We start from the raw sequence: 20,785 nt of genomic DNA, 5'->3' as shown, positions 1-20,785 counted from the left end.
GTCATGCTAACGTTTTTACCCAGTACGTTGCTGTTTATTATCAGTTCGACCCTGCTGATCATTAATACCAGTTTATGGGGTTCACTGTTAACGATTGGCGGTATCATTAAGTTACTGCTGCCATTTATGGCTGTTCGCAGAGCGCTAACCACTGTCATGAACCGCTTTATGTGGGCGTGGGCGACGTGTAATGGCGGAATCTTATATTTAATTTCAAATATTGAATGGGATGTTAGCGGGTTAGATAAGCTCGATCCAAACGGTTGGTACTTATTAATTAGCAACCATGTCAGTGGGTTTGATATTGCAGCGCAAACTTACCTGCTCCGTAACCACATTCCTATGTTGAAGTTTTTTCTGAAAAAAGAGTTGTTATACGTACCTATTTTAGGCCTAGGTTGTTGGGCATTAGACATGCCATTTATGAACCGCACCAGCGCAGCGAAACTCAAAAAAAATCCAAAACTAAAAGGCAAAGATCTACAAACAACCCGTAAAGCTTGCGAGCGATTCAAGCATACCCCAACGTCAATCATCAACTATGTTGAGGGCAGCCGCTTTACCGAAGAAAAACGTCAGCGTCAAAACTCACCTTATCGGCATTTATTGCGCCCCAAAGCCAGTGGCATCGCCTTTACGTTATCAGCCATGGGCGAGCAATTTACCAACTTACTCAACATCACTTTGGTTTACCCAGAAACATCTGAACGCGTTTTAGGTAATGTGATGCATGGCAAAACCAGTAAAGTTGTCATGCGAGTAGAAGTGTTACCTGTCCCCCATGTTGATGCCAAGACCTATTTTAGTGACCCTGAGACACGAGTCGAGTTTCAACGTTGGCTTAATAAACTGTGGTTAGACAAAGACCAACTCATTGACGATATCATTCAGCAATATCAACAACAAAAAAGTCTCCCATAGCTATCACATAAAGTCACAAAAAATGTATATTTCGATTGCGTATCGCATATAAAGCTGTCAGTTTTTATGCATAAATATTAACCTTATTGAACGCAATCACTTGGTAAATTGTGAGTAATTGAATTTAAGGGATTTAACCAACAGTTTTCCTGTTAACATAACGTTAATATATAGCCTGTTTTACATAAAATAGATAAAGGTGAGATTTGAATTTTCGTGTATTTAAGCATTTAGCACAGTGGTTAATGTTACTGACATTGATGTTTTCAATGTCAGTTTCAGCGCAAAAAATAAATGCTAACGATAATCTTGCTGAGGTGAAGTTTGAGCACTTTAATACTGAAGGTGGCCTTAACCAAAACTCTATCACCCGTTTATTTATGGACAGCGCGGGTATGTTATGGATTGGCACTCAAGACGGCCTTCACAGTTATAATGGCGTCGATTTCAATCTGTATTTAAAAAAATCAACTAACAGTAACAGCATATCAGGTAACTTTATTACCGATATTTTGCAATCTCCCGACGGCGATTTATGGGTCGGTACCTATAACGAAGGTCTCAATAAGCTCAACCTCACCACCGGTGAATTTACCCAATATAAGCAAGCACAAGGTTTAGCTGACTTACAAATCACTAAACTATCCGTGATTGGCGATACTTTATGGATAGGAACGCATGCAGGGCTTTACTTATTACCACTAAAAACCGAAAAAATTACCCCGGTAAATTTAGGGGCAAATATCATTGCGGATATAACCAGTCTTGCCAATGTTGATAACAAGTACATCGTTGTAGGCACTCAAGCACATGGTACATTTGCGATTGACAGCAACACCATTATCCGCCTCGACATTCCCGCTAACATGAGCGTAAACCAAATAAAATCCAGTTCGGTTTACTCCGTATGGCTGGCTATAGACAATCAAATTTGGCGCTATAACCTCGACACCCATGAAAGGGAGCTCATATGGTCACGTGGAAACAACTATACTGAAAATCGTCGTATTACCGATTTTACCGTAGTCAATGCTAATCAAATTTTTGCGATAGGCCAAAATACTGGCTTATTCAAACTCGATTATATAGATGGAAAATGGGTGAGTTCTGTATACAAACACGACCCACAAGCACTGAGCAGCATTAGTGCCAATACTCTGCAAACATTAATGCTCGACCCCAGCGGCACCTTATGGATAGGTACTGGTTATTCAGGCATAGACAAACTCAATCTTGACCAACAATTTTTTAGCCATTATTACGACTATCAAACTGGCTCACCCGGAATGGCGAACATGATCCGTGCTGTATTTCGTGATGAACAGCAGCGCTTGTGGATTGGTACCGATGGCGCTGGTGTAAAATATTTAAAGCCGCACGATGCCAATTACTATTATATCAACGACCTCTTTGCCAATAAGCTCTCGCTTCCTATTGAAAACCTTGCATTAACTGTGCACGACATTGTTCAAGACAAGCAAGGCTTATTGTGGTTTGCCACCAACCTAGGGTTATTTACTCTAGACAGCAATAATAACTTAGAACAAGTACAACCGGCCAACGAGCAATTTCGAGCCGACACGCAAATTCGCAGTCTCGAGTTTGATAACAAAGATCGCTTATGGATCGCCACATCGCAAGGCTTGTACTTTATTTCAGAACACACCGGCCGCATGATGGCCTATAACTTTGGTTTTCAATCTGAGTACTCGCCGTATAAACATCAAATTATTACCCTGCATTTTAGTCAAGATTTTCTCTGGCTAGGCACTATGGGCGGCGTTGTTAGGCTTGATCCAGAAAAACAACAACTCAACTTTTTAACCCACGACCCAGACAATGTTTATAGCTTAAGCGATAACCGAGTAAGAGACTTTTTATTAACTGAAAATGGCGACTTTTGGGTGGCCACCCATGGCGGTATCGACAAGCTCACCGTTGAATATGGTAGCTTTAAATTTGAACGTATGGATGTCAATGCCGACAACAGCAGCAATACGATTTATGCCATTTTAGAAGATAATAAGCACGATTTATGGTTAAGCACCAACTCGGGAATATCACGTTTTAACCCAAGTAGAAAAAGCTTTATTGCCTATAATGTGTTTGAAGGACTGCAAGCCAACGAATTTAATGGTGCAGCAAAATTTAAAGAAAAAGACGGCTCATTATGGTTTGGCGGGATTAAAGGCTTAAACCATTTTGACCCAGAAAAAGTGCCGAGTCAGCGCCCTGAGAACAAACTCGCACTCACTAAGTACACCATTGGTGAAACCTCATATCCTATTCTCGACCTGAGTCACGCTCCCAAAATTGATATGCCCTACGAGAAACAGGTCATCACCTTTGAGATAGGTTCGCTCAACTTTAATTACCCAGGCTTAAATCGATTCAGCTATAAATTAAACGGTGTAGACAATGAGTGGCATAGCCTGACTCAAGGCAACCATATTACTTACACAAACTTATCACCAGGTGAATACACCTTAAACGTTCGCCATGCACTGGGTACCAACCAATTCAGTCAATACACGCTTAATGTTAAAGTGTCAGTCGTACCACCGGTTTATATGACCGTTTGGGCTTATCTATTATATGGCACCATAGGGTTATTAATGGTGTTGTGGTTATTGCTATCAAGACAAAAGAAACTCGCTAAACAACGCGAATTTGACTCAAGTATTCGCGCTTCAGAAGAGCGCCTTAAACTTGCATTATGGGCCTCTGGCGATGGCATGTGGGACTGGAATATTAAAGATGATAAAGTCTATCGAACCAATATGGTTGAGCCAGTCAATGCCTCTTTAAAAGACCAATTACTAACCCACAGTATTCACCCAGAAGACAAACCCAAAGTAGAAAAACTGCTTAATGACCACCTTAATGGTGACACTGAATTTTTTGAAGCCGAGTACCGTGTTGAAATCAAGCCTGGGCAATGGTCTTGGCTTTTAGACCGTGGTCAAGTGGTTGAACGCGATAGTAATAACACTCCACTACGGATGGCTGGCACCCATAAAGACATTACCAGCCGTAAGTTGACCGAAAACGAACTCAAACTGTCATCACAAGTACTGTTTAGCATGAACGAAGCGGTAGTGGTCGGAGAGCTCGATTATCAAGTCCGCTCAGTTAACCCAGCATTTAGCCGTATTACCGGCTTTAAACACCGCGATGTGGTGGGTAAACACTTCTTATTTTTAACCATGGGCAAACAATCGCGCGAGTTTTATAACTCAGTAGAAACTCAGCTACTCAGGCATAAACACTGGGCAGGCGAAATCAACATTAGAACGCGTGACCGCCGTGGTATCTTAGCTTGGCTTGAAATCAACCAAGTTATCGATAACAAAGGTGAAACCAGCCACTTTGTCGCAGTATTTACCGACATTACTGCACGTAAAAAAGCGGAAGAAGATTTACGTGTATTGGCAAACTTTGACCCCTTAACAGGATTACCAAACCGAACCCTCTTTCAAGACAGGCTCAACCAAGCATTAACCAAAGCCATTCGGGCTGAAAGTATAGTTGCACTATTATTTTTAGACTTAGACCGCTTTAAACATATTAACGACTCTATGGGGCACCACATAGGCGATTTACTCCTCAAAGCCGTTGCTCATCGTCTACAAAATGCAGTGCGTGATGGCGATACTGTTGCCCGTTTAGGCGGTGATGAATTTACTATTATTTTAGAGGGTGTCGCTAAAACAAAAGCGGCCACTATTATTGCCGAGAAAGTATTACAAGCGTTCCAAACGCCCTTCTTACTCGACGATAAAGCACTGACTATATCGCCGTCGATAGGGATCAGCTTGTATCCCGAAGATGCTGACGATACAACCTCGTTAATTAAATATGCCGATACCGCCATGTATCATGCAAAATCACTAGGGCGCAATAATTTTCAGTTTTACACCGAAAAACTCAACCAATATGCCACACGCCATGTTCAACTTGAGGCTGGATTGAAAAAAGCCCTACAGGACAATGAATTTCATTTGGTTTACCAACCCAAATACAATGTTAAAACGCAAAAGATTGTCGGCCTAGAAGCGTTACTTCGCTGGGAAAGTCAGGAGCTTGGGGTAATTTCTCCGGTAGAGTTTATCCCGCTAGCAGAAGAAACCGGGATGATTAATCAAATAGGTAATTGGGCCATTAACCAAGCTTGCAGCCAACTGGCCTTGTGGCACAGCCTAGGATTTGAGCATATTTCAGTTGCCGTGAATCTCTCGGCAAGGCAGCTCAAAGCAGACATTATTTCTACCATCGAAGTCGCCCTTGCGGTGTCAGGTTTGCCAGCACACGCACTTGAGCTTGAGCTAACGGAATCGATGATTATGGGTAACCCGCAAGATTCCGTTGCGGTACTTTCTCAACTCAAAGCCCTAGGCTTAACGATTGCCATTGATGACTTTGGTACCGGCTATTCAAGCTTAAGCTATTTAAAACGGTTCCCAATAGATACCTTAAAAATTGATCAAGAATTTGTGCGCGACATTACCGAAGATCCAGACGATGCAGCCATCACCAGCGCAATAATCACGCTCGCCCACAGTTTAGAGCTCAATGTGGTTGCCGAAGGGGTTGAAACTCACGAGCAGCTTAATTTCTTGCGCGACGGTGGATGCGATCAAGTACAAGGCTTTTTATTAAGCAAACCGCTGACGGCCATTAATTGTTTAGCGTTACTCAACCAAGAAAAAAACGATTAATACCAATCCCTAGGTAAAATAAAAGCTCCCAAGGGAGCTTTTATTTTACCTAATCAGCTGGTGTAACCTTAAGGCGCAACACGCTCAACCCGTTTAACCCAACCTTGCGGCGCAGCCACATGGCCTTTTTGTAAATCGGTAAACAGCTTATAGATACGTTGAATATGAGGACCCACTTTGCCATCACCTACGGTGATAACTCGGCCATCTTCAAAGATATACGAATTCACAGGTGATACCACTGCCGCAGTACCAAAACCACCCGCTTCAATAATTTCACCAGATTCAATGTCAGCAATAAACTTATCTAACATCACCGTTTCTTGTCTCACTTCACAACCAAGCATCTCACCTAACTCCATGATAGATTGCGAGGTGATCGACTTTAAAATTGTGTCGGTGAATGTTGGAATGATCACTGTGCCATCTTTTAAAATATGGAAGTGGTTCATTGCGCCAGCTTCTTCAATTTGCGTGTTGGTTGAATCTAAATACAACACCTGCGATGCGCCATACTCTACCGCAGCTTTGCCCGCACGTAGAGATGCAGCGTAGTTTCCTGCCGCTTTAGAAGCACCAGTACCGCCAGACACAGCACGATGAAATTGAGTGCTAATTAATAACCGAATACCGTTATTAACCCCTGAAGCATAATAAGCGCCTGACGGACTTAACATGACACAGAAAGTGTACTTTTGACTAGGGCTTACCGATAAACGGTCTTCTGTGGCAAAAATAAACGGACGAATATATAAACACGCGCCTTCTTGCTGTGGAAACCATAAACGGTCCACATCAATAAGTGCATTAATGCCTTTTAATTGCATGGCTTCATCGATATTTGGAATACACACAATATCGGCAGAACGGTTCATGCGTTCAGCATTCTTATTTAAACGGAAAGTATAAATCTCACCGTCTTCATGCATAAACGCTTTAGCGCCTTCAAAAATCGATTGGCCATAATGTAATGACATTGCACCTGGCGCCATTTCAAATGGGCCATAAGGCACGATACGCGGATCGCACCACTGACCATCACGGTAATCCATTAAAAACATGTGGTCAGTACGCAACTTACCAAAACCCACGTCGCCTTCTGGCATAAATGGTTCTGTGCGGCGCTCTGACGCAGATTTTAAATTATATTTTATGTCCATTGCATACCACCTTAAAAACTGAGCTTGCAGACTATTTAGGCTAGAGAATAATGTCAAGTCGAAGCCATAGATCCTAAATCAAAATACGTCAATTGAACGTAACAAGCATCAATATATTTATTCATACAGCAACCGACAAACAGTTATTGCATCACTCTATTTAGCTCGGCTACTGCGCTTAACTTACCTGCGCAGCGATCACCGATATTTCGACCAAGTATTCTGGCTCAGCAATGGCCGCTTGCACGCAGGCTCTTGCTGGGGCATGTCCCCGTGGTATCCATTGATCCCATACTTGATTCATAGCATCGTAATCGCCCATGTCTTTAAGGTAAATAGTCGCCGACAAAATATGCTCACGGTTCGAGCCAGCTTGAGCCAATAAGGCATCAACTTCTTCTAGCATGGTGGTAGTTTGCGTTTCAATAGCACTGAACTTGTCTTTAGCAACTTGGCCGCAGAGATAAACCGTATTATTGTGGATCACAATACTGCTCATCCGGGTACCAACATCGAGTCGGGTTATAGTCATAAAAAAGGCTTTTATAGTGTAGGTTAGCCGATGAAAATAGCGCGATCTCAGATAAAGCACAATAACCAGCGATTTATTGAATATATTTTAGCCACTTAGTTTTAAAGGCTATTCCTATAGGCCTTGTCACTGCTAGAATCGGGGTTCCATCCAGAAACGTATAGGACTCCCCATGAGCCTTGAATTATTGTCCCAACTGGAAACCAAAATCCAGGCGACTCTTGAAAATATTGAGCTACTAAAAATGGAGCTTGAAGAAGAGAAGCAAAAGAATGAAGATTTAGTAAAGCAGCAACAAGAACTGACACAAAAAAACCAACAATTGCAGCAAGACCTCAACTCATGGAGCGATAAGGTCAACGGCCTTGTTGGTTTATTGAATAGCGAAATGTAATTTGGTTTTACGTTGATTGCTGCGGCGCAGATTGTGCCTCAATCAGCGCATTTAACTCGCTGACAGCCTGCTTTACTTTTGGCAGGCTTTTTTGACTGTATAAAAAACGTCCTTTATCAAATTCAAGTAAACCTAAGTCTTTTACCCAAATAGCGCCACTTAGAAAGATCATAACATGCTTAACAATTAACTTGGGCGCATATACAGGGAACTTTCTCATATGGTTTCCTCCTAGAGCAAATACGTGCGGCCACGCGAAACGTGCAATACCATAAACGATGTTGAATATAATAATGTGACAGTCAAAAAAAATATTTACCTTGCTTCACGTTTCATATCCAACAAGGGGGTTCTTATCTCAAAATTTGACCTCACGCATGAATAAGAGTTTCATCCTTTACAAAACTTTCTCCTATTAATTAACACATGCTGTGAACCTGACAGCTTTACGACAATATAATGTCGCTTGCCAATATTTTGACGCCATGATACTATTCTTAGCGTTACTCAGGGTAAAAAAGAGTCATTTGACTCATCACCGTATCGTCTTTTATAGACATACGGTTTTTTTTTGCCTGAGATCAACATTCTCATCACGGTGTCACCCGTCGCCAGACAACAAAAAAGGAGCCTAAGCTCCTTTTTTAGTGTGACCCGTTTACGCCAATTAGGCGCTAAAGGGGCAGTAACATCGTTACTTTTTGTTCATTGTGGTTAAGTAAAATGCAATGTCTAGTAACTCGTCATAAGACTTAATAGAGCTAGTTTCAACACGGTATTTGCCGTTAACAACTAATGAAGGTACACCTGAAATTTTAGCATTTTCAGTATCGCGCTTCATTTTAGACATTTGTGCACTCACCATAAATGAATTGGCTGCTGCATCATAATCTTTAGCATCTACACCGTTGGCAATAAAGAGTGCTCTAATATCATCAGCACGAGTAAACTGTTGGCGCTTGTCATGGATTGCACTGAACAAAGCCGCTTCGATTTTCTTTTCAACGTTCAGTTGTTTTGCGACGGCAAATGCACGAGACATTTCAACGCCCATATCACGGCCAATAAAGTCTACATGCGACTGACTAAAGCTAACACCTTCTGGAATATTTGCTTCAATCTTTGGCACTACGGTTTTTGCAAAGTTGTAACAGTGTGGGCAATAGAAAGAGAAAAACTCCATAATTTCAGGCTTTGCAGACTCAGGGCCATCATTAATTACAGTGTAATGAACACCTTCTTTGTAATCTGCAGCCATCGCCGCCATTGGCGCGAGTAGCAATGCTACCGCCATCAATAATGCTTTTTTCATCTTACTTCCTTTCAATAGGCAAACTAATTATAAAAACGCTGAATCTATCATAGTCTAGCGTCAGCCTGAAACTCAATCGCTAGTTGATTGTATTTGTAACTAAATACATCCCGATAGTCATTATTAAAAAATGTTAATACCCACCCCGTTAATAATCTAAAACGTGCAGAGTGGCTCAAGCTTTTCAACTTCGATTAAGTTTTGAGCGTCACCCCTTGTCCATTAAGCTTGATTAAAGCTGGCTAAACTCAACGGGGCCTCATTCAAGGCGGCAAGTTGCTCTTTAAACGCTAAGGTTTGTTGCTCCCAATATTTAATGTCAGCAAACCAAGGGAAGTTCATTGGAAATGCCGGATCTTGCCATCGTTTGGTCAGCCATGCATTGTAATGGATCATTCTAAACGCTCTTAACGGCTCGATTAATGCCAATTGCCTTGTATCAAAATCGCAAAACTCTTGATAGGCATCAATTAAAATATCGAGCTGCAATAATTGCTGAGTCCTATCACCGGTCAACATCATCCAAATGTCTTGCACTGCTGGGCCTTGCCTTGCGTCATCTAAATCAACAAACCCTGGGCCATCGTCTGGAGTCCATAAAATATTACCAGGGTGCAAATCCCCGTGCAGACGAATCGTGTCAAAGCTGTGCTGTTGCCAAATCTGCTTAGCTTTTGTTAGCACCTGCTCTACCACAGTAAAAAAGGCGCTGCGCATACCTTCGGCGACGATGCCGCTGTCTTGTAAATAACGATAAGCGTCATCCCCAAGAATCTCAGGGGTTAGTGGCTCGCGATACACAAAAGGCTGTTTGCTGGCATATTGATGAATACGGCCAATGAAGCGCCCTACTGACTCTAATTGCTCAAGATTATCAACTTCAAAAGCGCGGCCACCAATTGATGGAAATAACGCAAATCGGTAGCCTTTAAACTCAAATAAGGTTTTATTTTCTATAATGACGGGCACAGCGATAGGAATGTCTTCAGCAGCTAACGCCAATGCATAGTCATGCTCTTCTTGTATTTGCGCTTCACTCCAACGCTGTGGTCGATAAAACTTAACCACATAACGTTGCCCACGGTCGCAACGGAACTGATAAACACGGTTTTCATAACTGTTTAATGCTAATAAACCTGTCTCAGGAAATATGCCAATACTTTCAATTGCATCTAAAATCAAATCGGGCGTTAGAGCCTGAAAATGAAATTCTGCGCTGCTATTATCCATGTAGGTCTTCTTCTGTTGTGTGAATATAGGATTTAAGCAAGCCAGATAAAAAATGCAACACATCGACATCTTTTGCACTGTCCACTGACAACCAACAAATATCACCATAAAACTCATAATGTAGCCACACCGGGCTACCTTCAAAGTTCAGCAACCATTGATGGCGATCTGCGCCCCATTGGCGTTCACAGATCTCACAATCCAATGCTGCCGCTAAAGGTTCAGCAAACCGTTCAAATTGCTCAAAATCAACTGCAGCTTGGATAACAATACTCTTCGCTTCAGGATCAAATTTAGCAGATAATAATTTCATAACATCACTCAATAAAAAATGGCGATCAAACTGGGTTAACTACTGCACGACATCACAAGTCCCTGGCCCCAGTCTGGTGGACGCTTGGCAAAATGGTCCATCTCTGGCTGCTCATCATAAGGACGAGTTAATAACTGCTGTAATTGTATAAGCTTGCTGTTGTCAGCTTTTTCTTCAATGTCGATAATCGCTTCCTGGGCAAGGTAATTACGTAAAATATACTTGGGATTATGCTGATTACGCTGCTGTTGCCATGCTGCAACATCGGCCACATCCCCCACTCGGGCTTGATAAGCTTGATACCAGCTATCAAATTCGCTCACATTCAACATGTCATCACGCAGTGAACTGTACTGGCTGCTAATGTCTATCTTGCCCATTTTGCGCAAGCTGTTACTGTAATCGAGTTGGTTGTTTTCGAGCATGACAGTAAATTGGCTAATTAATGCTAAATCTTGTTTTTCACGCTCTGCTTGCGCTGCGCGACCTAAATCGCTGTCGATACTTAAGCCTAATTTTGCCCGCATTAAGCTGACATAATGGCTCACCAAACTTGGTTGATAGCGATTAAGTGCAGCAATTAAATCATCAGATGGAATAATCGGAGTAAGCGCTTGAGCGAGGCGTTTTAGATTCCATAGGCCTATACCGGGCTGCTGGCCAAAAGCATAACGGCCGTCATGATCAGAGTGATTACAGATAAAGCCCTCTTTAAAGGTGTCTAACAATGCAAACGGCCCAAAATCAAAGGTATCGCCTACAATCGACATGTTGTCGGTGTTCATCACGCCATGGGCAAAACCTACGGCTTGCCAGTGGGCAATCATTTTAGCTGTTGATTGCACCACCTCGACAAACCATTGTTTGTAGCTTGCACTGTCGGCGCTTAAATGTGGAAAATGCTGAGCAAGGGTAAAATTAAGCAATTGGGTAAGCTTGTCTGGCGCGCCTTTTTCGCTATAACAAAAATACTCAAAATGACCAAAGCGAATATGACTTTTCGCTAAGCGTACTGTTATGGCTGCGGTTTCCTGGCTTTCACGCCACACGGGCAAGTCTGACCCTATTACCGCTAAAGCACGGCTTGTCGGTACAGATAGTGCCGCCAACGCTTCTGACACTAAAAACTCTCGCACCGCAGAGCGCATTACCGCTCGGCCATCACCATGACGAGAATAAGGTGTTGGGCCACCACCTTTTAAGGCCACATCCCACGCACCATTAGGGCCAATAGCTTCGCCTAATATAATCGAGCGGCCATCTCCTAACCTTGGGGTGTACCCACCAAACTGATGACCACTGTAAACTTGAGCATAATAGCTTGCACCTGGCGCAGCCGCATTGGCCGACAACTGCATCAATAACGCATCGTTTGGCTTTTCTAAACCAATCAGCTGAGCGGCATCATCACTCCAGCCAAGCCAGTGTGGGTTACTAATCCCTTGCGGGTAAACTTGCGTGTAAAAGCCGTCTAATTGCTCAAAAAAATCTTGTTTAAAGCGCATCTAACTCAGCCCCAACAACCTGGTGTTGACAATGTAATTGTTCATTATCATCTACCTGACATTGTTGAGCACACACAAAGGCTTGCGCTGCAGGCATTGATGAACCTTGCAAACGTAACATGCCAACACCTTTGGCCTGGCATTGGTCGAGCGTATCGTAATAACCTAAAATAAACTCAGTCTGCACCATGTTAGCTGAGGTTATTGCCTTTTCGGCATTCGCTGGATTATCTGCAACGTAAAACAGTGTCCACTCAGGGGTGCGCGTGCATCCTATCGCCACACTTAACCCAATTGCAGCCAGCAGTAATTTGCTTATCGTAGAAGTCATCAATGCCACCAAAATCCTTGATTATATCAACCACCAGCATCCATTAGTTTAGTCACAGATGCCAAATACAAAAAAGCGGACCGAGGCCCGCTTTCCTTTAATGGATATCATACCTGATATCCTTCACGCTGTATTAACTGAGTTAGCTTGCCTTAGCTTTCGCTTTTTCAATTCGACTGATGCGGCCTTCAAACCCCGTAACAGTACCATCCGTTAATTGATACTCAAGTGCCTGCTGACAAACACTAATAGCTTGCTCAAACTCACCGGTATCATTAAGCAGAGTGGATAACTGCATAAACGCCGGCGCTTTAATCTCATCACTGCCATTTTTGTCATGCTGTTGATATATCACACTGAATAAGTCTAAATAAAGCATCTTAAGTGCAGCACCATATTGACAATAATCAGCTTGTTTACGCATTTTATAGCAATGACCTACGACATCGGCTACGGCATCATGCTGAGCTTGTGGCTCGACGGCATTGTTTGCAGCCTCAACTAACTGTTTAAAGCTGTCGCTGGCCCAATCACCTTTAACTGCCGCTAAACTGACAAGCTTTTTATCACTCTCGCTTGAAGCTACAGCATTTGACTCTACAGGTGTTTCAGAGCCTGATGTCATTTTTGCTACTGACTCAACTTCTGGTTCTGGTTCTGGTTCTGGTTCTGGTTCTGGTTCTGGTTCTGGTTCTGGTTCTGGTTCTGCAGCGATAATCTCTTCAGGCTTTGGCTCAAGCTCAGATTCAGACTCAACATCCACCGTTGTCACGGTATCAGGGATAACCTCAGGCTCTGACGACGCGACATCCGTTGACTCAACGGCCTGGTCTTTTTGAGCAATATTTGATTCGCTGGGCGTGGCCACAGGCGATTTAGTGTATTCTGGGTTGGGTGCTTTTTTGTCGAGTTCTTGTTTAGCAACAGCCTGAGTACGTTTGTATAAATACAGGGCAATTGCAACCAATACGACAAATAAAATGACCTTCATTAGCATTAGGCGTCCACCTTACTGATTATGCGTCTTTACGCATAGATTCGTTATTACTCACGTATCAATTAACAGTGAGTCATTTACGTCATTAATAATAGTGCGCTGTTTTTTTAAGCACTAGTCATTATTATTTCAACGTGCGCTATAAAATCAAGTATTTATCCACTTTAAACTGTAACAAGCTATCGAATAAGGCACTATTGAAGTAGATTTAAGTGATTTTTGCGATCAATGGCACACTCAACCATAGTTTTGTGTTTGAATTCATAATTAGCGAATACGAATTTGTCAGCGGTTATTTTGCCGCATAAACTCACAATACCAGACTAATTTACTAAGGTATTAACCATGAGCGAAACTGAGTTACTCACAGGTCAGTTACTGTTTGAATTTCGTACCATCAAAGCCATGGTCAATATTTACTGTAAAGCTCACCATCCAATGAAACCATCACATGATGTGTGTGAACAATGCCGTGAGTTTTTAAGCTATGCCAACACCCGTTTAGACCGCTGCCCGTATGGACAAGATAAGCCAACCTGCAACAAATGTCCGGTGCACTGCTATAAACCTCATATGAAACAAAAAGCCCGTGAGATCATGATTTTTGCAGGGCCAAGAATGTTATTACCTCACCCCATTATGGCTATTAAGCACTTACTGGCTGAACGAAAACCCGCCCCCGGCTTACCGCCAGAAGGCGCATCTAATCGACATAAGCGCAAGCGTCAAATGTCGTGATCATGTTATTGGGTGTATAAATACCTGACATAACTCGATCATCAGTGCGGCTCTATGTTCAATCATGCCCCATCGTTTTTACAACATTTACACTAAAGCTAACCTACGCATAAGTATAAACGTTAATTAACTCGCACCGTTTAAGCGGTATTGGTAATCTATAGCCATATACTATGACAATGATGTCAATAGGTTCGTCAATGAGGTGATTTATGCAACGTTCAACCAACCTATTTTTTGCAAGCTTAGTTATGTTGTTAGGTGTCGCGTTTTCTGTACCCACTTTTGCTAATGAGAATGCTTATAGCGAAGCCGTCACAAACTTCAAGAAAGCCAGTGAGACCCGAGACTTTTTTAATTCAGCTTATGGCTATGCCATATTTCCAACCGTTGCAAAGGGCGGCATCGGGATTGGCGCAGCTTACGGTAATGGCCGTGTCTATCAGGGCGGTACATACATGGGTGATTCAAGCTTAACCCAGTTGTCGATAGGATTTCAGCTTGGTGGCCAGGCTTACAGTGAAATTATCTTTTTTAAAGACGCCAAAGCCTATAATGAGTTTACCAGCGGCAGTTTTGAATTTAGCGCTCAAGCATCAGCTGTGGCAATTAACTTAGGCGCCAATGCTCAGGTTGGCACCACAGGTAATTCTGCAGGCGCTGGCCAAGCAGGCAGTAATCATAATGCTGCAGCGGCCTACATTAATGGCATGGCAATTTTCACCGCGGCCAAAGGTGGCTTGATGTTTGAAGCAGCCTTAGCAGGACAATCGTTTACGTTTGATGCTAAATAACTCAACTAAGATCGACTTGTAGCTTAAAAAGCATTCAGGCTGCCATTGGCAGCCTGAATTGTTTTTAGTAAGTTGATTCTTATTGCAAATTGGTTTGTCAAAAAACAGTTTGCATACTAGATCACTCTAACCTGATTGGTATTGGGTTACTTATTTAAAACCCCAAATTCGTTGTTACTTATTGCCTGCCGCAGGCTCCTAAGCGAGAAGCCGCAAGTACCTCAATGTGGGCTAAACCAAAGACATATCTAATGGAGTTACTCATGTCCCCATGGCGCTGGTGGTAACGCAACCGGTTTGGTTAAATCAAACTCCACTTTAAAATCGCGATTTTCGCGACATAAACGATACGTAAAAGTATGCGCTTCAATCATCATCTGCCACACATTGGTGACCGATTGATCTAGGCCATTTTGTTTAAAATTGACTATCGACTCATCATCCACTGGGAACGATTGCATGTTGGCGGTACCGACATCGCGGGTGTCACCACCGTACATGGTGACCTTGTCTTCAGAGCCGTCTTTGTGGCGATGATCGTGCTTTAACTGTAAGCCTGTGTCAGTTTGGGTGATAACCCAAGTGCGTGAATGGTCTTCGCCGACATGAAATGGAATTTTTAACTGTTTATCGTTGCATTCGCGTACATGCATAATCAATGCTTTACCGCTAAAGCCATCATCTTCACTGCCTCCTGCAGTGATTTTACCAGCAAACGCCTGGCCGCAAAGTTTAACTATCGACTCAAAAAATTGTTGATGCTGCACTGAGTTCGCAGCGTTACTTGGGGCAGCGATTAATGCCGCACTACAGACTAATGCGCTAGTGAAGTAACCTCGTAATTGACTCGTTATAACCATGATGCTGATCCTTTGCTTATTGATATTATTCTTCCACACAGGTTACACGCTTTGCGAAGTGAGGCCTAGATAAACTAAACCCGCATAAAGGCGGGTTTGTTGTTTATCGCAAAAGCAAAAACGTCACTATTTTGCGTATTTAGACTTGGTGGCCCAACCGGTTTTAGCGGGTCGTTTAGCCCCTGGAGCGTTGGCTGGCTGACCGGTGTTTTTTGCCGTTGCTTTTGGCTTTTGCCCTGTCGGTTTAGCTTTAGGTTTATCAGCTTTTGACCCACCTTTACGGTCTTCAAATTGGTCAGCAGAAAAACGGGTCATGGCTTTTTGGCCACCTTGATTTTTGCCTTTAGCCGCTGGCTTTTGGCCCCATTTCACTCGATTTTGCTCATTACGCGTTTCTGGCGGCACCAAATGTTGTGGACCATTACCGATTAAATACTCTTTACCCATGGCCACTAAGGCTTCACGGATCATCGGCCAACCTGCTGGGTCGTGATAACGTAATAAAAACTTATGCAATTTACGCTGACGACCTTTTTTCGGCACACTCACCTGCTCACTGTCGTGCTTAACGTTTTTCAACGAGTTAAGCTCGGTATGGTAAATGGTTGTAGCATTGGCCATAGGCGATGGATAAAAGTTTTGTACTTGATCAAGCTTAAACTTTTGACCTTTGAGCCACAGCGCAAGGTTAATCATGTCATCATCGGTAGTGCCGGGATGCGCAGAGATAAAGTACGGAATTAAAAACTGCTCTTTACCGGCTTCTTTTGAAAACTTATCGAACAATTCTTTAAATTTGTCGTAAGTGCCCATGCCTGGCTTCATCATTTTACTGAGGGGGCCTTCTTCGGTGTGCTCAGGGGCAATTTTTAAATAACCGCCCACATGATGCTTAGCCAACTCTTTGATGTAATCTGGATCTTCAATCGCTAAGTCGTAACGCACGCCCGATGCAATCAATACCTTTTTAATCCCGGGAACATCACGAGCAGCGCGGTATAAGTCAATGGTGTGTTTATGATCTGTGCCTAAATGACCGCAGATAGATGGGTACACACACGACAAACGGCGACAGGTTTTTTCCGCTTTTTCGCTGGTGCAGCCTAAACGGTACATGTTGGCTGTTGGGCCACCTAAGTCAGAAATCACCCCGGTAAAACCAGGTACCTTTTCTTGAATGTCTTTAATTTCTTTAACAATCGACTCTTGCGAACGGCTTTGAATAATGCGCCCTTCATGCTCGGTAATTGAACAAAATGAACAACCACCAAAACAACCGCGCATAATGTTGATTGAGGTTTTGATCATGTCGTAAGCAGGGATTTTCTCTTTGCCATAGACCGGGTGTGGCACACGCTGATACGGCAAGTCGAATACTGCATCCATTTCATCTGTATTCAGTGGCCAGGCGGGTGGGTTAACCCATACGCCTCGGTTTGCATCGTGTGGCTGAAATAACGCTCGTGCACAACCTGGATTTTGCTCTTGATGCAAAATACGTGATGCGTGGGCATAAAGATATTTATCTTCGCTAACTTTACTAAAGGCAGGTAAAAGCACATAGGTTTTTTCCCATGGCTTTGGACGAGGCGGCTGAATGCTAATTGGCTTAGGCGCATCGTTATCAAAAATCTTATTGTCTGTTGGCCCAGATAAATTACTGCAACCCACATCATCTGCGCCATAAGGGTTCGGCAATGGCTCAATTTTATGTAACTGGTCAATTTTACGCGAGTCCATACCGCGCCAACCCGGCATGGGGTCTTTACGCATTACTGCAGTGCCACGCACGTCATCGATATCACTAATAGCTTCGCCTGCAGCAATACGTCGAGCTACTTCCATGAGTGGGCGTTCGGCATTACCGTAAATTAAGATGTCGGCTTTGGCATCAAAAATAACACTGCGACGCACTTTATCTGACCAGTAATCGTAATGGGCAATGCGGCGTAAACTGGCTTCAATACCCCCGATGACCACAGGCACTTCTTTAAAGKCTTCTTTACACCGCTGGGTATATACAGTTACCGCGCGGTCTGGGCGTTTACCGCCAATATCACCAGCAGTATAAGCGTCGTCATGACGCAGTTTACGGTCTGCGGTGTAACGGTTAATCATGGAGTCCATGTTGCCAGCCGTAACCCCAAAAAACAGGTTTGGTCGACCTAATTGCATAAAGTCTTCTTTGCTGGACCAATCTGGCTGAGAAATAATCCCCACCCGGTAACCTTGAGCCTCAAGCATGCGCCCAATCACTGCCATACCAAAGCTTGGATGGTCTACATATGCGTCGCCTGTCACGATAATAATATCGCAACTATCCCAGCCTAGTTTATCCATTTCCTTGCGGGACATAGGTAAAAAAGGAGCTGTTCCGTAGCATTCTGCCCAAAACTTGGGATAATTAAATAACGTTGACTCAACTTGCATGTATATAACCTAAATGAATGGAGAGAAGCGGGTACCGAGTCCGGTAGCAATAATAGCGTGCGGCCGAATTAACGGACGCGGAGTATAGCAGCACGGAGACACTAAGTGTGACTAAAAAAGCAGCAAAAGTGAAATATTTTTATTGGCAATTAACCCTATAAAAAGTGGTGATAAGCCAATACCACCACAGCCGAAGCGCTTATAAGCCTAGAAAGAAGCCAATATTAGCCACTGCTAACACTAAAAGCACAATCCAAGTGGCCAACACTCCCCAAAAGCGACCAAAGTGATAACCTCCTTGCCCTTGGTTTAGCCCAATTGCATGTAATAAACGCGCCACAATCCAAACAGTACCGATGCTGTGTATCAAGTAATCTGGCATGCCATTCAACTCTGCCAATGCTAACAAAATAAGCACAATAGGTGCATTTTCAATTAAATTGCCATGCGCTCTTATTGCAATAGACAGCCCTTGATGCCCACCGTCGCCGATGCCTATTTTATTTGCCCGACGAAATTTAACCACTTTATAAGATAATGCTAAAACCAGCAGCGCCGTTAAACCTGCATATAAACCCGTTACCATCAATGTCATCTGTTATTCCTTTAGTTGATTATATTATTATTTTGACATCTTCGATTAATACCACAATGCTATTGTGATGTTAAAACAACATTTTGAATCAGTTTGTCTATAAACACACGTACTAATCGGTTAGTATTCGCGCCAAAATAAGCCCTATACCCTAACAAGAGTGACTATCGCCCAGTGGATAATCAGGATTTTTTAGAAAAACGTAGATTTATCATTAAATTAGGTAAAGCTCTACATAAGTTTGGTACGCCTGCGTACCGCTTAGAATCCCACTTGCAAACGGTATGTAGCACGCTTGGTATTGAAGGTTATTTTTTAATTTCCCCTACTTCGATGACATTTGTGCTGCAACACGACACCGAACAAGAATATAACCATGTGGCTCGTGTTAAACCTGGCGATCTTGATTTAGGGTCATTGGCTCGTACTTTTGAATTAGTTGAAGAGCTCAGTTCAGGCCAGCGCACCTTACAAGAAGCACTGGAACGTTTAGAAGACATCGCCAATAAACCTAACCCGTATGGTCACAAACTGACATTGCTTGCTTTCGGATCGAGTGCTGGGGCATTTGCCATGTTAATGGGCACAGGTTGGCATGATGTTTTTTGGTCAGCCATGCTAGGTTTATTAGTTTACAGCTTGGTGTTTTGGGCTGAGCGTTCTAAACGCATTGCTGAAATGCTCGAGCCTATGGCGGCGGTAATGTGCGCAATTTTAGCAACGGCTATTTCTCAGTTTGACCCCAGCATTAATTTACCGGTGACCATTTTATCAGGAATTATTATCTTTGTGCCCGGCCTTGCACTCACGTTAGGCTTAGCAGAGCTTGCTGCACGCGATTTAATTTCTGGTACCGCACGCATTATGGATGCGGTAATGCAATTATTTAAATTGTATTTTGGTGCGGTACTGGGCATGACCATAGGTAAAGCCATTTTTGGAGAGGTCACCTATATTGACCCTGTTCCACTGCCTCGTTGGGCGATTTGGTCGGCCGTGCCATTATTGTCGATGTCGTTAGTGATTATCTTTAAAGCGCGCCTTAAAGACTCGCCTTGGGGTGTGTTTGCCGGGATTGTGGCCTTTTTCTCAGCCATGCTTGGTGGTATTTACTTAGGTGAGTCGATTGGTATTTTTGTTGGTGCATTGGCTGTTGGCATATACTCAAATCTCTATGCCCGCTGGATGAAAGCCCCTGTGTCGATAGCGTTATTGCAAGGCATTGTGATTTTAGTGCCCGGCAGTAAAACCTATATTGGTTTAAACGCGCTGATATCAGGTGAAACGATGCTTAACCAAGCGCATTTAGGCTCGCAAATATTTTTGATTTTTATGTCACTCATTGCGGGGCTTATTTTCGCCAACGTTGTGGTTCCGCCGCGTCGTTCGCTATAGTAGGTTAACGGCAACGCCATTAAAGGAGGGCTGCCAACTGGGCAGCCCTTTGTCATTTAGCTCTGGTGCAAGTCACGCTAAAACCTTTAAACACTTGACTATTTGTCAATACAAGTGTGTTATTAAGACAAGCGATAACGCAACCGCTTCATTCTTGTTACACTAATTTAACGTTTGGCGTTTCCTTAAAAAATATAACAAAAAACAATTAAGGACGAATTTATGCCAAGAGTCATAGTGGCAGCCTTTTTTTTCGTCATCTTGCTTTCTCACACCAGCGCCAGCGCTAATGATGAGCCGGTGGACACTTCACCTGCAGTATCGACAGTGAATAAACATGATGTCGACAAGGTCGCTAATATCGTCATTGTCAGTCACCCTATTTTTGATGAATCAGACCCCGATGCAATCTTTTTGCACCGCTGGGCAAACTATTTACACATCAACACTAAAGAATCAACCATTCTCAATAGTTTAAGCTTTGAAAAAGGCGATAAAATTAGCAAAAAAGATCTTGAAGAAGCCCAGCGTTTACTGCGTTATGAACCCTACATTCGCGA

18 protein-coding genes and 1 pseudogene are annotated in these 20,785 nt (G+C 43.1%); 7 read left to right on the top strand and 12 right to left on the bottom strand.

Features of this window, described 5'->3' with window-relative positions; genetic code table 11:
* The first annotated feature begins 3 nt into the window (after positions 1-3).
* Together yihG and PQR79_RS12415 are read left to right on the top strand one after the other, a co-directional pair.
* Positions 4-921, top strand: a complete 918-nt coding sequence (yihG, locus tag PQR79_RS12420; RefSeq protein ID WP_238104480.1) for a 1-acylglycerol-3-phosphate O-acyltransferase, YihG family — start codon at positions 4-6, stop codon at positions 919-921.
* A gap of 269 nt (positions 922-1,190) precedes the next feature.
* A complete protein-coding gene (locus PQR79_RS12415; protein ID WP_438270819.1) occupies positions 1,191-5,639 on the top strand; it encodes an EAL domain-containing protein in 4,449 nt (1,482 codons plus the stop codon).
* A gap of 68 nt (positions 5,640-5,707) precedes the next feature.
* Here the strand turns inward: PQR79_RS12415 and PQR79_RS12410 are convergent, their stop codons facing one another.
* Positions 5,708-6,799: a branched-chain amino acid aminotransferase gene (locus tag PQR79_RS12410; protein ID WP_238104484.1), complete on the bottom strand. Its 1,092-nt coding sequence runs from the start codon at positions 6,797-6,799 to the stop codon at positions 5,708-5,710.
* Between the two features lie 178 nt (positions 6,800-6,977).
* The gene (locus tag PQR79_RS12405) at positions 6,978-7,331 is read right to left on the bottom strand and encodes a RidA family protein (protein ID WP_238104486.1); all 354 of its coding nucleotides are present in this window, start codon (positions 7,329-7,331) and stop codon (positions 6,978-6,980) included.
* A 172-nt stretch (positions 7,332-7,503) separates the two neighbouring features.
* Here PQR79_RS12405 and PQR79_RS12400 point away from each other — a divergent pair, with 172 nt between their 5' ends.
* The gene (locus PQR79_RS12400) at positions 7,504-7,725 is read left to right on the top strand and encodes a cell division protein ZapB (protein ID WP_238104488.1); all 222 of its coding nucleotides are present in this window, start codon (positions 7,504-7,506) and stop codon (positions 7,723-7,725) included.
* A 7-nt stretch (positions 7,726-7,732) separates the two neighbouring features.
* On the opposite strand, the gene PQR79_RS12395 is transcribed toward PQR79_RS12400, so the two are convergent.
* The 7 genes from PQR79_RS12395 to PQR79_RS12365 all read right to left on the bottom strand — a co-directional run bounded on the left by PQR79_RS12395 (position 7,733) and on the right by PQR79_RS12365 (position 13,413).
* Positions 7,733-7,945 carry a DUF1107 domain-containing protein gene (locus PQR79_RS12395; protein ID WP_238104490.1) on the bottom strand — a complete coding sequence of 71 codons (213 nt, stop codon included), beginning with the start codon at positions 7,943-7,945 and terminating at the stop codon, positions 7,733-7,735.
* A gap of 474 nt (positions 7,946-8,419) precedes the next feature.
* Entirely contained in the window at positions 8,420-9,037 is a 618-nt protein-coding gene (locus PQR79_RS12390) for a thiol:disulfide interchange protein DsbA/DsbL (protein ID WP_238104491.1), read from the bottom strand.
* 222 nt (positions 9,038-9,259) lie between these two features.
* Positions 9,260-10,267 carry a serine/threonine protein kinase gene (locus PQR79_RS12385; RefSeq protein WP_238104493.1) on the bottom strand — a complete coding sequence of 336 codons (1,008 nt, stop codon included), beginning with the start codon at positions 10,265-10,267 and terminating at the stop codon, positions 9,260-9,262.
* The gene (locus PQR79_RS12380) at positions 10,260-10,580 is read right to left on the bottom strand and encodes a DUF3630 family protein (protein ID WP_238104495.1); all 321 of its coding nucleotides are present in this window, start codon (positions 10,578-10,580) and stop codon (positions 10,260-10,262) included. Before PQR79_RS12380 ends, PQR79_RS12385 begins: the two co-directional genes overlap by 8 nt.
* Positions 10,581-10,615: 35 nt before the next feature.
* Positions 10,616-12,085, bottom strand: coding sequence for a protein adenylyltransferase SelO (locus tag PQR79_RS12375; protein ID WP_238104497.1), 1,470 nt, complete (start codon positions 12,083-12,085; stop codon positions 10,616-10,618).
* Positions 12,075-12,416 (bottom strand): hypothetical protein, encoded by a 342-nt coding sequence (locus tag PQR79_RS12370; protein ID WP_238104499.1) that lies wholly within the window; start codon positions 12,414-12,416, stop codon positions 12,075-12,077. The genes PQR79_RS12375 and PQR79_RS12370 overlap by 11 nt, the downstream gene beginning before the upstream one ends.
* Before the next feature lie 142 nt (positions 12,417-12,558).
* Positions 12,559-13,413 (bottom strand): hypothetical protein, encoded by an 855-nt coding sequence (locus PQR79_RS12365; RefSeq protein ID WP_238104501.1) that lies wholly within the window; start codon positions 13,411-13,413, stop codon positions 12,559-12,561.
* Positions 13,414-13,758: 345 nt separating this feature from the next.
* Here PQR79_RS12365 and PQR79_RS12360 point away from each other — a divergent pair, with 345 nt between their 5' ends.
* Both PQR79_RS12360 and PQR79_RS12355 read left to right on the top strand, forming a co-directional pair.
* Positions 13,759-14,151: a nitrous oxide-stimulated promoter family protein gene (locus tag PQR79_RS12360; protein WP_238104503.1), complete on the top strand. Its 393-nt coding sequence runs from the start codon at positions 13,759-13,761 to the stop codon at positions 14,149-14,151.
* A 251-nt stretch (positions 14,152-14,402) separates the two neighbouring features.
* On the top strand, positions 14,403-14,945 hold the full coding sequence (locus tag PQR79_RS12355; protein ID WP_372940668.1) for a YSC84-related protein: 543 nt from the start codon (positions 14,403-14,405) through the stop codon (positions 14,943-14,945).
* Between the two features lie 257 nt (positions 14,946-15,202).
* On the opposite strand, the gene PQR79_RS12350 is transcribed toward PQR79_RS12355, so the two are convergent.
* The 3 genes from PQR79_RS12350 to PQR79_RS12340 form a co-directional block, all read right to left on the bottom strand.
* Positions 15,203-15,805 carry a hypothetical protein gene (locus PQR79_RS12350; RefSeq protein ID WP_238104856.1) on the bottom strand — a complete coding sequence of 201 codons (603 nt, stop codon included), beginning with the start codon at positions 15,803-15,805 and terminating at the stop codon, positions 15,203-15,205.
* A gap of 126 nt (positions 15,806-15,931) precedes the next feature.
* Complete coding sequence (locus PQR79_RS12345; RefSeq protein ID WP_274408526.1) at positions 15,932-18,235, bottom strand: YgiQ family radical SAM protein; 2,304 nt, start codon at positions 18,233-18,235, stop codon at positions 15,932-15,934.
* Between the two features lie 199 nt (positions 18,236-18,434).
* Positions 18,435-18,830 (bottom strand): MAPEG family protein, encoded by a 396-nt coding sequence (locus PQR79_RS12340; RefSeq protein ID WP_238104510.1) that lies wholly within the window; start codon positions 18,828-18,830, stop codon positions 18,435-18,437.
* A 174-nt stretch (positions 18,831-19,004) separates the two neighbouring features.
* Here PQR79_RS12340 and PQR79_RS12335 point away from each other — a divergent pair, with 174 nt between their 5' ends.
* Both PQR79_RS12335 and PQR79_RS12330 read left to right on the top strand, forming a co-directional pair.
* Positions 19,005-20,225: a threonine/serine exporter family protein gene (locus PQR79_RS12335; protein ID WP_238104512.1), complete on the top strand. Its 1,221-nt coding sequence runs from the start codon at positions 19,005-19,007 to the stop codon at positions 20,223-20,225.
* Between the two features lie 222 nt (positions 20,226-20,447).
* Positions 20,448-20,785: pseudogene (locus PQR79_RS12330) on the top strand (hypothetical protein); the annotation flags it as partial.

It is taken from the genome of Shewanella metallivivens (genome assembly GCF_028750675.1).
Lineage (GTDB): Bacteria > Pseudomonadota > Gammaproteobacteria > Enterobacterales > Shewanellaceae > Shewanella > Shewanella metallivivens.
Note: the sequence above shows the minus strand (reverse complement) of the source record. Positions and strands in the feature narration are given on the sequence as shown.

Coding starts and splice junctions, on each gene's coding strand:
- PQR79_RS12395 (WP_238104490.1), bottom strand. CDS start 7,945: ATGAGAAAGTTCCCTGTATATGCGCCCAAGTTAATTGTTAAGCATGTT.
- PQR79_RS12360 (WP_238104503.1), top strand. CDS start 13,759: ATGAGCGAAACTGAGTTACTCACAGGTCAGTTACTGTTTGAATTTCGT.
- PQR79_RS12400 (WP_238104488.1), top strand. CDS start 7,504: ATGAGCCTTGAATTATTGTCCCAACTGGAAACCAAAATCCAGGCGACT.
- PQR79_RS12415 (WP_438270819.1), top strand. CDS start 1,191: ATGTCAGTTTCAGCGCAAAAAATAAATGCTAACGATAATCTTGCTGAG.
- PQR79_RS12405 (WP_238104486.1), bottom strand. CDS start 7,331: ATGACTATAACCCGACTCGATGTTGGTACCCGGATGAGCAGTATTGTG.
- PQR79_RS12365 (WP_238104501.1), bottom strand. CDS start 13,413: ATGCTAATGAAGGTCATTTTATTTGTCGTATTGGTTGCAATTGCCCTG.
- PQR79_RS12410 (WP_238104484.1), bottom strand. CDS start 6,799: ATGGACATAAAATATAATTTAAAATCTGCGTCAGAGCGCCGCACAGAA.
- yihG (WP_238104480.1), top strand. CDS start 4: ATGCTAACGTTTTTACCCAGTACGTTGCTGTTTATTATCAGTTCGACC.
- PQR79_RS12390 (WP_238104491.1), bottom strand. CDS start 9,037: ATGAAAAAAGCATTATTGATGGCGGTAGCATTGCTACTCGCGCCAATG.
- PQR79_RS12380 (WP_238104495.1), bottom strand. CDS start 10,580: ATGAAATTATTATCTGCTAAATTTGATCCTGAAGCGAAGAGTATTGTT.
- PQR79_RS12370 (WP_238104499.1), bottom strand. CDS start 12,416: ATGACTTCTACGATAAGCAAATTACTGCTGGCTGCAATTGGGTTAAGT.
- PQR79_RS12355 (WP_372940668.1), top strand. CDS start 14,403: ATGTTGTTAGGTGTCGCGTTTTCTGTACCCACTTTTGCTAATGAGAAT.
- PQR79_RS12375 (WP_238104497.1), bottom strand. CDS start 12,085: ATGCGCTTTAAACAAGATTTTTTTGAGCAATTAGACGGCTTTTACACG.
- PQR79_RS12385 (WP_238104493.1), bottom strand. CDS start 10,267: ATGGATAATAGCAGCGCAGAATTTCATTTTCAGGCTCTAACGCCCGAT.
- PQR79_RS12340 (WP_238104510.1), bottom strand. CDS start 18,830: ATGACATTGATGGTAACGGGTTTATATGCAGGTTTAACGGCGCTGCTG.
- PQR79_RS12350 (WP_238104856.1), bottom strand. CDS start 15,805: ATGGTTATAACGAGTCAATTACGAGGTTACTTCACTAGCGCATTAGTC.